Genomic DNA, 12,640 nt, shown 5'->3' with positions numbered 1-12,640 from the left:
CATATTTACTGTATATGCCATCGGTACCTATCCTATATCCTTAAAAAAAGTTTAAAAATATTTTTTTTATATTCAAAATACTAAAAATTGCATTTATTATGTAAAATACCGACTAGTTTATAATTGGTGTTTTTAGGCATTTATTACTAGGGGCTGGCGGGTATTACTTTGGTTAATTTCTTCAAAAAGATTCCTCTTCTAATCCCATAATTTTGGAATCTGTTATAGGATTATCTAACTTCATATTTCAATTCAAAAACCAATAAAAACGATAATGGATTTAAATAAGTTAGATAAAGACCTAACCGCTATTGTAGAGAAGAGAATAGAGTTAAGTAAGCTCACTTATGCTGATGCTGAATACGATGATATTGAGGAAGAACTGCATGATTTGGAGGACGACTTTAACGAGGAGTTTGGCGATGAACTAGAAGGTGAGCTGGAGAAGATTTATGATAAGCTGGATTCTGATACCGATATTCTATTGGCTTCAGCCTATTTGGCTAATAAATACGTGCCTATGTTGCCCGATGCCAAAGGTATAGTCTCCTATGAGGTGAAAGGTAAAGAAGGTGTCCCTATCGAATCAGAACAGTTTGATGGCCAGGATGTTCGGATTATACTTATTCCTAATCCTACCCGATTCGTGATGCAAATCAACGGAACCATGATGAAAGACCTCTGGAGATCCAGATAAAAAAATATATTTTAGAAAGGCAGGTATAAATTCCTGCCTTTTTTTTATGTCTGAATCTTTGAAAACATGACTTCCTAGCATGATTTTTTTAAGGATAAATTTTCCTTTTCATAGCAGATTTATTGCGAGGAATTGATCTGAAAAATCCTACTATAGAACTGCTTAATAGCGCAGCCCTTATTAGGTATTGGGCTAATAGATTTTTTAAAAAGAAAATAGGTCAAAATCTGTTTACATTTTTAGAGCCTTCTTACGCATAAATATATTATGCACCTTTTAGCTTTCTCTTTATTCTGGAATCCTTCTAGTATTTCCATTCAATTTGTCCAATACTACCTTTATTCGTTTATCATCAATGGTAAGCTCCATTTCCAGCACTTCGGAGCTAGGGTTGGTAAAAGTCAGGTCTCCATTATTATAAATAAAGTAGCTGGGATGCGAAAAAGTCACACTATGCTTACCAAGCATCACTTTATAGGAGGAATCCCAAATTACTCCAGCGATTATATCCTCAGAAAACTGAATGATCTGGGCTTTCTCATTATTCATATTAACTTCAAACCCTGCTGATGAATGGATGGCCTTTGCCTCTCCAAGGTTTCTTGCTGGCGCAATATAATAGTAGAAATCACCTTCGCTCTGCTTGATATACGGCAGAAAAACTTTATCCATAAGAGGCTTTTCGCCCTTATATTTGATATTTATATCGCCCCAGGAGGCCTTTTTGTCGATCAAGTCAAGGGAGATTAAGCTGGAAGGTCCAGTGCCATATACCAAGCCATTATGGAATACAAATTCGCCTTGGTCCATAGTATATCCCTGAGCGGAGGAAAGGTTCTTTCCGTTCGTTTGCACCCAGCCTGCCCAGCGAGATTGATCCATGGCAGTTTTGACCTCCTTAGTAGAGGATTGCAGGTCGCTTACCAGAGCTACCATGATATCCCCATGGGTAAACCATGTTTTCTTAGCTTTCAGCACTGGTTTGTGGGAAGCATCCTCCAAGGCATAGTCCATCGATGCCAAACCGAGCTCCTCGGTGGCGAGAACTCCTGAAAAGGGCTTTCTTATAATGGCATTGGCAGAGGGTGAATAGGTAAACCCGGGTTGTAAATTCCAATTCCAAAAGGCCATTAAGTCATAATACTCCTTTCCATTTTTCAAGAAAAAGTTATTTCCAAAACTGGAAAATTTCCCTTGGGTATTTTCTCCATTTATGCTTTCTACAGGCTGCGTACGGTCGGATATGACCTTGACGAAGGTACTGAACTCGCGTGTATGATGGGTGAGGATCTCGCCCTTATAGAAGGCTCTTGTGCCTATCACCGACATAGCTTTTGGGGAAGAAAGCTGCTCCTTCATCTGCTGATAGGCTGCTTTATTGGCTGGGTCCAAGTCCTCCAAAAACTCCACGGTCTCAATAGAAATAGTGCTGCTTAAGGACTCTTTGCGGCTGGCAGCTCGATCAATAGTAGGAGGGACGGTGTATTTGCCTCTCACCATCCAGCGCATTCCTTGGAGCATAAATTGCCTCAAAATGTCCACCTTGTCTGCGGGAAAAGCGTATTTGGAATCTGATAATTCCCATGCCAGCTGACTACTTATTTGTAAAAATGCTCCTCCATAGGAAAACTGCTGTAATCGTTCTTTATGGTGGTAAAAACTATAATCATCCTGGATGGCAGTAGCGGATCCACGGGTGATTTCTCCCAGCATCTTAGTTACTGCCTCCTCTGCCAAAGCCTCATTTCCCGTCAATAGAGCATAATGAAGCACATTATTGCCTAGGTAAATTAAATTGGCTCCAGATTTATAGATTTTCACATGGGAGCAAAATTCATTCATCCTCTGCTTATTACTAGCTGAGAGCTCATCCCCAAGTAAGATTTCCACATCCAATAGGACACTGGGAATGGAAACTTCCATCGGAAACCAATTACGATTTTTATAACCGATAGAGAGGAAATGATCCAATGCTGAATTGAGGATGGCTAGGATTTTTGGACTATTATGGTAGCCTGAAGAGGGATTGGCATAGGCGTAAGACAGATACCTACATCGATAGAGGTGGGTGGTCACATCCCAACCGGTTTTGTCTTTATCCTGATAATTTAAATCACTCCAAGCACCTTCCTGTAGATTGAAATTTTTGATATAATTATCCATATTCCCACTTTTCACCCTGTTTTTGAGCAATAATTCCCGGTGTTTTTGGAGGACGGGGGATAAATCCTGCGCGTCGAGTGTCCCCGAGCTAAGGAGGCAGAGGAGTCCAAAAATCAGGATTTTGCAATTTGTGCTCCAGGAGCTAAGTGAGATAGTTTGGAAAAGCATTCCAGATTTTTTAAGGGGTAATGGATGGCAAGAATCATCACAATACTCCCATATCTTGATGAGAGCATTGTGATTTGCAGTGCTATTTAATAGCTAAAGTTGACTTTTGCAAGTAATTTGAAGACATGTCCAAGGCGATAGTAAGTGCCAAATCATTCGAGAATTCTCGTGCTCCTTTTTCATTTAGATGATTTTGATCATTGAAGTACAGGTGATTTTTTGTGTACTTTTCATTATTGGAGTGGTCTAGTAGCACTATATTGTCCAATGATTTAAAATACTCTATGGTGGATGTATTAATCACTTTTTTATTATAATCCGGGGAAATAACCAGGTAAACTTTGGTTCCTCTGGAATTGAGCTGATGTATAAAGTCATCAAAGAATTTTTTATAGATGGGGTTTATTTTATTATCCGTGTTGAGGATAGACAGTGGCTTACCACTTGGGTTGAGCACTCCTGTTTTAGGTTTCCATCCCTTGTCCTCTATTTTGCCGTCTATTCCTTCGAATGCATAAGGCCTCAATAGATAATAATACGATGAATTATAGGCATATAAGCTAGAGAGATTTAGAAAGGGTTCTGCATAGGAAACTTCATTAATGACGGCTTGGATTTCCTTATGGTCATAATAAAAGGGCCTTAATAATCCTGCTGCGCGATCAAAGAACGGGTTGTCATGATCATAGTTTTCCAAAAACCAACTTTCGGCATTTATAATGGCAATTTTAGGACTGTGATGTTGAATAATGGCTTGGTTTACAGCATACATATAAGGTAAGCTTTGTCCCCCTCTTCCTGAGTTCCAGCAGCTCATGCCTAGCGAGTCTTCAAATATCTGGCTCACATAGTTTCCTTCGGCTCTGGAACTGCCATAAATGATGATTTCCTCTTTGGATCTTTCTAGGGAATAGTGCGTCTTGTAGAATCTTCCGTCAGGGGAGTTCTTTAGGATGAATTCCAATGCATGACCTACAACGAAATCAATCATGAAAAATCCTATAATAATAATCAGACCTTTGACAAATAACTTTTTCATAGTGGCGGTTGTTAAAATTGGAAATAGATAAACTGGCTTTCATCAAATACCCCAAAAGAGGTAATATAAATCATTAAGGCTATAATGATAGCATAGCGTATGATAGGCCTAGGGTGATAAATCAATTGGAAGTGGGGCTTGAATTCCACTACATAATCATGCAGTAATAATACCCCTAAGCTAAATAAGCTAAATAGAAAGATTCCTTTATCCCCAAAATACAGGCCCGAGCCCTGAAAAGTCACGATGCGCTCCAATATAAGGAAGGCATCTGAAACTGATGGCGCTCTGAAAAACACCCATGCCAAGCAGGTAAGGGAAAAGACTATAATCCAATTGATAGCATTAGGTAATCTTACTTTTGGCCCGTACTTTTCGAAGATCTGATAACTTCCGTGAAGCCCTCCCCAGATGATGTAGGTCCAGTTGGCTCCATGCCAAAAGCCACTGATGATAAAGGTCAATAGTAAATTTACACCTGCATAGAATTTCCCCCTTCTATTTCCGCCCATGGGGATATAGACATAATCCCTAAACCAAGTGGAAAGAGAAATATGCCATCTGCTCCAAAACGATTTGAAGGAGGTAGCGAAATAGGGACGACGGAAGTTTTCCATCAAATCAAAGTCAAATAGCTTAGCACAGCCAATGGCAATCAGAGAATAGCCGGCAAAGTCACAGTAGATCTGAAAGGCAAAGAAAGCATGAGCGGTAAAGAGCGTTAGCCAGGAGTGATTAACTAGCTCTACATATACATCGTCCACATAAAGGGCCAACCGATCTGCTACTACCACCTTCATAAATAATCCCCATAACATAAGCTTGGCTCCATTTGAGATTTTGCTATAGTCAAATATTCGTGGACGAGAAAATTGCGGTAATAAATGACTCGCCCTTTCGATAGGGCCTGCAACCAACTGAGGAAAGAAACTCACAAAAGTAAAGAAGGAGATAATATCCTTGGTGGGTTCCATCTCCCTTTTGTATATATCAATAGTATAACTTAAAGTCTGGAAAGTATAAAAGCTTATACCCACTGGTAAGATAATATTTAGCCTGCTGGAACCTATAGGGTTTCCAAAGAATGTAAAGGCTCCTTCAAAACTATCAAGAAAGAAGTTGAAATATTTGAAATAACACAAGAAGCCTAGATTGATAAATAAGCTCAAATAGAGCAATAGCTTTCGCCGGCTAGGCTCATTGGTCTTTGCCATATTGAGGCCAATGGTATAATCTACAATGGAACTGAAGAATATCAGAAATAGAAATCTCCAATCCCACCATCCATAGAAGAAATAACTTGCTAAAAAGAGCCAGATGTTCTGCCCTTTAATTGAGTTTTTGAGAAGTCCCCAATAGACAAGGAACACAATAGGTAGGAAGAAAACGAATTCTATCGAGTTGAACAGCATAACGGTGGTGGTTTAAATAATATATTGTTCATTTACTACGTTTAAATGTAATAAAAAGTATTAAATATTATGAAAAATGTATTTAATATATTTTTGGTTTTGGTAATAAGCGCACAAAAAAGGCCATAACTGGTAGGTTATGGCCTGTAAATTACTTAGGTAATTTTCTTATTTGTATCCCAATTTTTCCCGGACCTTATTTAAAGTCAGTTGAGCAACTTCGCGAGCCTTCGCTTCTCCCTCCGCTAGCCGGGACTCCAGTTCCTCCGGATGATTCATATAGTAATCAAATGTCTCTCTTTCTTTGGCGTATTTTTCTAAGATCAAATCCATAAATTCTTTCTTCGCATGACCATAACCAAAATTACCTCCAAGGTATTTTTCTCTCAAGGCCTTGATTTGGTCTTTACTAGCGATTAGACTATAGAGTTTAAATACATTACAGGTATCAGGATCTTTGGGCTCCTCTAAGGGGGTGCTATCGGTAATGATGCTATTGATATTCTTCTTAAGCTGCTTGGCAGGAAGGAATAGGTCTATATAATTATTATAGGACTTGCTCATCTTTTGGCCATCGGTGCCTGGGATGATCATCACCTCCTCATTTATATTAGGTTCAGGCAGCGTAAGTAGTTCCTCGCCTGTTCTATGGTTAAAAGCACTAGCGATATCGCGTGTCATCTCTAAGTGCTGCAGTTGGTCCTTGCCCACAGGGACGATATCCGCATCAAAGATCAATATGTCTGAGGCCATCAATACGGGATAGGTAAATAGTCCCGCGTTGACATCAGATAGTTTGTCAGATTTATCCTTAAAACTATGAGCGTTGGCGAGCATAGGGTAAGGAGTGAAGCAGCTCAGGTACCAGGTTAGTTCAGCTATTTCCGGGATTCTTGATTGCCGGTAAAAGGTGGTTTTGTTGATGTCCAATCCAAAAGCCAGCCATGCGGCTGCCACAGCACGGACATTTTCCCGACGCTGCTCTCCATCTTTAATGGTGGTCAATGAATGAAAATCAGCTATAAAAATAAACGAATCATTGTCGCTCTTTAAAGTCAACTCTATTGCCGGAACGATGGCGCCAAGAATATTTCCTAAATGCGGCCTTCCGGAGCTCTGTATTCCTGTAAGTACTCTTGCCATTTATAAGATTTTTGACGCAAATTAAATAATTTAGCACACAATCTGGCGTATTTTTTCCGTTATTTGTGGACATGAAAAAACCGACTACCACCCTTTTATTGATTTTTTTCGGCCTTGCCACTGCCTTTTCACTTCAGGCTCAACAACTTGATGATGCCAGTCTCCACTGGGAACAGAAAAGTCTCCAGTTGGGCTCCGTTATGGAGGAATATGGCACGGTCACCGCCTCGTTTTTTGTGGCTAACGAAGGCGCTGGACCTATCATCATCAATGAGGTCGAAACAGATTGTGGCTGTACTTCCGTGGATTTTGTGACCGACACCCTCGATGTCAACCAGGTAGGTAAAATAGAAGTAAGCTATCAGCCAACTAGCTTTGGTGGGGCGTTTCATAAAGAAATTATTGTGAGGAATAATAGAAATTCAGCCGGAGATACCCTGAGTTTAGAGGGATTTAATATTCCTTTTCCAGAAAATGCCTCCAATTATTATCAGTTTAAGGTAGGCGACTTGGGCTTTAGATTTAGCTCAGTCAATATGGGAGAAGTGTTTACCAATTCTCCAAAAGTGAAATATGTTGATTTTTATAATTTCAAAGACCTTCCTATTACCTTGGATGGAGGAGGTTTCTCCTTGCCCGAGCATATTAATATCGCCTTGATTCCAGCGATAGTTCCAGCAAAATCCCGAGGCCTACTGGCCATATCATATGACGGCTTGGCGAAGGATGATTTTGGCTTTTTTGATGAAGAGATATCCTTCAATATTGAGGCGCTAAATCCTGAGTCAGTTAATTTAAGGCTGCTAACTACCATTCACGAGTATTTTGCCCCTGTTCCGGTAAGCCAAATAAACGAGGTGCCTCGCTTAGGGGTCGCTCAGGTAGAGGTGGACTTTGGGAGCATTCCTGCGGATAAGGAAGTGCTGAAGACCATCACTCTCAGTAATAGCAGTAAGCAAGAGGTTAATATCAGGAAGATTGTGTCCAACTGCGATTGCATGAGCTTTTCGGTTCCAAAATACACCTTGAGCCCAGGAGAATCGATGGACCTCAGTCTTACATTTGACCCATCCGGAAGACTGGGGATAGATCATAAAATGGTCACCATATTCAGCAATGACCCTCTCAATCCCACTCGTACGATAGTCCTGAAAAGTAAGATCAAACCTTAATTACTCCCATTATTTAAAGGCAGGGATTCCGGTGATTTCTTGACCCAGGATCAATAAGTGTATATCATGTGTGCCCTCATAAGTGATCACAGATTCTAAGTTCATCATATGCCTCATGATGCTGAAATCTCCAATAATCCCCATAGCACCTAATATTTGGCGGGCTTCTCTGGCGACGCTCAGCGCCATTGCTACATTATTTCTTTTGGCTAGGGAGATTTGTGCTGTACTTGCCTTTCCAGCTTCCTTTAAGTTGCCCAGTCTCCAGTTGAGCAGTTGAGCTTTGGTGATTTCGGTAAGCATCTCGGCCAATTTTTTTTGTACCAGCTGAAAAGAGGCAATGGGTTTGCCAAACTGATGACGCTCCAGGGCATATCTTCGTGCCACATCATAGCAGTCCATCGCTGCCCCGACTGCACCCCAGGCAATTCCATATCTTGCCGAGTCCAGGCATTTTAGTGGAGCACCTAGACCTGATTTGCCAGGTAACAGATTTTCTTTAGGGACTTTCACCTGATCAAAAACCAATTCGCCGGTGCTGCTGGCGCGTAGTGACCATTTGTGGTGCGTCTCAGGAGTACTAAATCCCTCCATGCCCCGCTCCACAATCAAACCGTGCACCCGTCCTTCTGAATTTTTGGCCCAAACCACCGCGACATCTGCCAGTGGAGCATTTGAAATCCACATTTTTGCTCCATTTAAAATATAATGATCCTCCTCCTCGGTAAAATGAGTTTCCATGCCTCCCGGATCTGAGCCATGATTGGGCTCGGTAAGTCCAAAGCAACCCAGCCATTCCCCGGAGCCCAGCTTGGGTAAGTATTTCTTCTTTTGAGCTTCGCTCCCAAAACTAAAAATAGGGTACATCACCAAGGAACCTTGCACCGAAACGGTGGACCTCATCCCAGAATCTCCTCTTTCTATTTCCTGCATGATTAGCCCATAGGCTATTTGATCCATCCCGCCTCCTCCATATTCTGCCGGTATCTGAGGCCCAAATGCCCCCAAATCCCCAAATTTCTTAATCATTTCCTTCGGGAATACCGCCTCCTGGCACCAGTCTTCTATGAAAGGACTAATATTTTCTTTGACAAACTTCCTTACCGAATCCCTTACCAGCAGATGATCAGGAAGAAGTAGATCATCAATTTGGTAAAAATCCACTCCATCAAAGGGATCATTTCGTTTATGAGGATTTGAATGTGATATTGACGACATATTATTTTGGTTTATTGGGTTTTTAGACAGAGTTTTGTGGTGAAATAGTATCTTGATTTAGGATGTGCTGTACTTTGTCCCCTTGATTTTATTGCTTTGCTGGTGTTTTATTACTTCGTTAATATAAATCAATTTGAGGATATATAGTATTACTTTCAGGAGGAGATTGGTATTATCTGATTTTCTGATCGCAGGCTAATGCTATTATGCTGGTATTACCCGCTATTCGAAATCGCCAAGCTAATTGCGTGGTGATCACTATTAGGCTTCTATGGTTTGATTATTTAACTTATGGAATGACCCATTTAGCGTTTGGCAAAGATTCTAAGCACCTATCAGGACTAAAAATTACCATTATTGACGCTGCGTATTTAACAATAAACTATGAGTGAGGAACAACCTTCCCAGGAGATTATAGAAAAAATCAAAGCCCTGCATCATAAGTATCAGGCATCGGGTCAGGATATGCTTTCCTATTTGGAAGGGTTGCTATATGCGGACTATTTGACCTATTGGGATTATATTAATTTGGACACCTTACTGACTCTACAGCAGCCGAAGACCTCTTTTAAGGATGAAAAGATTTTTATCGTTTACCATCAGATCACCGAATTGTATTTCAATCTGATCATTTGGGAAATGGAGCAGATCTGTGATGCAGAGGAAATAGAGCTGAGCTTCCTGAAGCAAAGGCTCCAGAGGATTATCATCTATTTCGACCAGTTGATTTCCTCCTTTTCGGTTATGGGTAATGGGATGGAGAGAGAGCAGTTCCTGAAGTTTAGAATGTCCCTTTTACCTTCCAGTGGTTTCCAAAGTGCCCAATATCGTATCATTGAAATCATGGCTACTGAAATCCAAAATCTGGTAAACCTTAAAGAAAGAGCGGAATATAGCGATATCAACCTTACCAATGTGGATAGTATTTTTGATATCCTATATTGGCAATTTGGTGCTAAAGAGCTGGCCACCGGCAAAAAAACCTTGACCCTTAAGTCTTTTGAGGAGAAATACGGACGCAGGCTGAAGGATCTGATTCTTAAATACAGAAAAAACAACTTATGGAAGATATATCAATATCTACCAGATCAAGATGAGGAACTGACTTCTCTGATGAAGAGTCTGGATCAGAAAGCGAATGTTTATTGGCCCCTGGCCCATTATAAATCAGCCGTAAAATACCTTCATAAAGATCCGGGAGATATTGCAGCTACTGGGGGGACCAATTGGCAGAAATACCTGCCTCCGCGTTTCCAGAAAGTGATATTTTTCCCAGAATTGTGGACCGAAAAAGAACAGGAAGAGTGGGGCAAAGGCTGGGTTATGGATGAGGTTTTTGGAAGGGAAGATTAAGTTATGCTTATCTCTATAATCAAATCATGATACAGGCCTTAAGTCTGCTCTGCATATAAGGGGATTGTATCCTGCCGTTTTTATTTTATTTCTGGCTACGCCAAAATAGAAGCTTTACCACGATGAATAGAAAATCTCCCTCCATGGATTCAGGTTTTTTTATTTGTTATTAATAGTTCCGGATCAAGCTTAAAGTAATGATCCGCAAAGGAGGTGTAAATTATTTATTATAAGTGATTTATAGTTATTTGTTTCAATAAAATATTTAAGGATAAAAACCTTACACATGAAAAAAGAATTACAGTTAAGACTTCCACCGGAGGTAGCCTTTGATGAGGCAAATTTAAGAGAAGAAGTGCTTAAGATCACTGGCATTAGTGAGCAGGAGGAGGTCTATATTAGGCCTCATAAGCGCTCTATAGACGCACGTTCCCGCCAGGTAAAAGTCAACTTAAGCCTTGAGGTATTTGTCAATGAGAAACCCAGTCCCCGGATCACTGCTACGAAGGAGTATTCTGATGTGAGTAAGGGAGACCCGGTGGTGATTGTCGGAGCGGGTCCAGCAGGCTTGTTTGCAGCCTTGCGTGTGATCGAGCTTGGTGGCAGGCCCATCGTCCTGGAGAGAGGGAAGGATGTCAGAAGTAGAAGGAGGGACCTTGCAGCCATAAATAAAGAACATACGGTAAACCCAGAATCTAATTATTGTTTTGGAGAAGGAGGAGCCGGTACTTACTCGGATGGTAAGCTCTATACACGATCCAAGAAACGAGGAGATATACGTCGAGTGTTGGAGATACTTGTGGCTCATGGAGCCAGGGAGGATATTCTTGTGGATGCTCATCCGCATATCGGTACCAATAAGCTTCCAGCCTTGGTGGCTGACCTCCGAGAAAGCATCATTCAAGCTGGCGGAGAGGTGCTTTTTGACACCAAGGTCAATGATTTTATTATCGCAGATAATGAGCTGAAAGGCGTAATAACGGCTGATGGAGAACGTATCGAAGGGCTGGGAGTGATATTGGCCACGGGTCATTCTGCTAGGGATATTTTCGAATTATTAGATAGGAAGAATATTTTTATAGAAGCCAAACCCTTTGCATTGGGCGTGAGAGTGGAGCATTCCCAACAGCTCATCGATCAGATTCAATATAACTGCAAGGTGGACCGAGGGCCTTATTTATCTGCTTCGGCTTATTCGCTGGTTCAGCAAACCACGGTGAATGGCATCCAGCGAGGAGTTTTCTCCTTCTGCATGTGTCCTGGAGGGTTTATCGTTCCTGCAGCCACTGCTCCTGGGGAGTTGGTGGTGAATGGGATGAGTCCCAGCCGCCGGGACAGCAAATTTGCCAATTCGGGTATTGTTTCTGCTGTGGAGCTTGAGGACTTACCGAAGGCTTATCGTGAGGAGGGAGCGTTGGGAGCTATGCATTTTCAGGCTGATGTGGAGAAGGCGGTGTGGAAGGCAGGTGGATCCACGCAGACTGCACCGGCTCAGCGACTGAAGGACTTCGTGGATGGTCGTGTGAGTAGCACGCTTTTGGACAGTTCCTACCAGCCTGGATTAGTGTCCGCCGCGATGGACGAGGTGCTTCCTGATTTTATCGCAGAGCGCTTGAAGCAGGCTTTCAGAGGCTTCGGTCAGAAGATGCGAGGCTATCTTTCGAATGATGCTCAGATAATAGGGGTGGAGAGTCGTACCTCCTCACCAGTACGGATTCCTCGAGACAAGGAGACCTTTGAGCACACTGAGCTGCGCAGGCTTTATCCTTGTGGAGAAGGTGCCGGATATGCAGGTGGCATTGTTTCTGCTGCTATGGATGGAGAAAGATGTGCAGAAAAACTAATGGAAAAATATGGAAACTAAGACAAATAAGCGCACGGTAATCATTGGCGCAAGTTCAAATCCTTCGCGATACGCCTATATGGCAGCAAAAATGCTTTTGGATTATGGTCATGATATTGTCCCTCTGAGTATCCGAAAGGGGGAGGTAGCAGGACATGAATTTCAGTTGCTGGCGGACAAGCCAGCCGTGGAAGGAGTGGACACGATTACCCTATATGTGAACCCAACTAACCAAACCCAATGGGAGGAATACCTGATTTCTCTAGCTCCAAAACGTATAATCTTCAACCCTGGTACTGAAAACCAGCGGTTTATGGATAGGTTGCGTGAGGAGGGAATTGAGCCTGTGGTGGCTTGTACTTTGGTAATGTTAAGAACTGGACAATATTAGGCCTAAAATATGTGAATTTGTCCTTATTTTTTAGCTATTTA

10 protein-coding genes are annotated in these 12,640 nt (G+C 41.7%); 5 read left to right on the top strand and 5 right to left on the bottom strand.

The genetic code is table 11. The features are described from left to right. Positions 1-274 precede the first annotated feature (274 nt). Positions 275-697 carry a hypothetical protein gene (locus B050_RS0113040; protein WP_018474374.1) on the top strand — a complete coding sequence of 141 codons (423 nt, stop codon included), beginning with the start codon at positions 275-277 and terminating at the stop codon, positions 695-697. 288 nt (positions 698-985) lie between these two features. Here the strand turns inward: B050_RS0113040 and B050_RS0113035 are convergent, their stop codons facing one another. The 4 genes from B050_RS0113035 to trpS form a co-directional block, all read right to left on the bottom strand. After that, positions 986-3,028 carry a polysaccharide lyase family 8 super-sandwich domain-containing protein gene (locus B050_RS0113035; RefSeq protein ID WP_018474373.1) on the bottom strand — a complete coding sequence of 681 codons (2,043 nt, stop codon included), beginning with the start codon at positions 3,026-3,028 and terminating at the stop codon, positions 986-988. 82 nt (positions 3,029-3,110) lie between these two features. Beyond that, positions 3,111-4,067: a hypothetical protein gene (locus B050_RS0113030; protein ID WP_018474372.1), complete on the bottom strand. Its 957-nt coding sequence runs from the start codon at positions 4,065-4,067 to the stop codon at positions 3,111-3,113. 11 nt (positions 4,068-4,078) lie between these two features. Then, positions 4,079-5,479 carry an MBOAT family O-acyltransferase gene (locus B050_RS0113025; RefSeq protein ID WP_018474371.1) on the bottom strand — a complete coding sequence of 467 codons (1,401 nt, stop codon included), beginning with the start codon at positions 5,477-5,479 and terminating at the stop codon, positions 4,079-4,081. A gap of 168 nt (positions 5,480-5,647) precedes the next feature. Next, a complete protein-coding gene (gene trpS, locus B050_RS0113020) occupies positions 5,648-6,622 on the bottom strand; it encodes a tryptophan--tRNA ligase (protein WP_018474370.1) in 975 nt (324 codons plus the stop codon). Positions 6,623-6,693: 71 nt separating this feature from the next. On the opposite strand from trpS, the gene B050_RS0113015 reads away from it, so the two are divergent. Then, positions 6,694-7,794: a DUF1573 domain-containing protein gene (locus B050_RS0113015; protein WP_018474369.1), complete on the top strand. Its 1,101-nt coding sequence runs from the start codon at positions 6,694-6,696 to the stop codon at positions 7,792-7,794. 9 nt (positions 7,795-7,803) lie between these two features. Here B050_RS0113015 and B050_RS0113010 read toward each other — a convergent pair whose 3' ends face one another. Next, complete coding sequence (locus B050_RS0113010; RefSeq protein ID WP_018474368.1) at positions 7,804-9,012, bottom strand: acyl-CoA dehydrogenase family protein; 1,209 nt, start codon at positions 9,010-9,012, stop codon at positions 7,804-7,806. Between the two features lie 384 nt (positions 9,013-9,396). Between B050_RS0113010 and B050_RS0113000 the strand changes: the two genes are divergently transcribed. The 3 genes from B050_RS0113000 (at position 9,397) to B050_RS0112990 (ending at position 12,599) form a co-directional block, all read left to right on the top strand. After that, a complete protein-coding gene (locus B050_RS0113000) occupies positions 9,397-10,365 on the top strand; it encodes a tryptophan 2,3-dioxygenase family protein (RefSeq protein WP_018474366.1) in 969 nt (322 codons plus the stop codon). 286 nt (positions 10,366-10,651) lie between these two features. Then, complete coding sequence (locus B050_RS0112995; protein WP_018474365.1) at positions 10,652-12,229, top strand: NAD(P)/FAD-dependent oxidoreductase; 1,578 nt, start codon at positions 10,652-10,654, stop codon at positions 12,227-12,229. Next, positions 12,219-12,599 (top strand): CoA-binding protein, encoded by a 381-nt coding sequence (locus B050_RS0112990; protein ID WP_026235860.1) that lies wholly within the window; start codon positions 12,219-12,221, stop codon positions 12,597-12,599. The genes B050_RS0112995 and B050_RS0112990 overlap by 11 nt, the downstream gene beginning before the upstream one ends. The last annotated feature ends 41 nt before the right edge of the window (positions 12,600-12,640 follow it).

The sequence above is a fragment of the Echinicola pacifica DSM 19836 genome (assembly GCF_000373245.1).
Lineage (GTDB): Bacteria > Bacteroidota > Bacteroidia > Cytophagales > Cyclobacteriaceae > Echinicola > Echinicola pacifica.
This window is presented reverse-complemented; position numbering and strand designations above follow the sequence as displayed.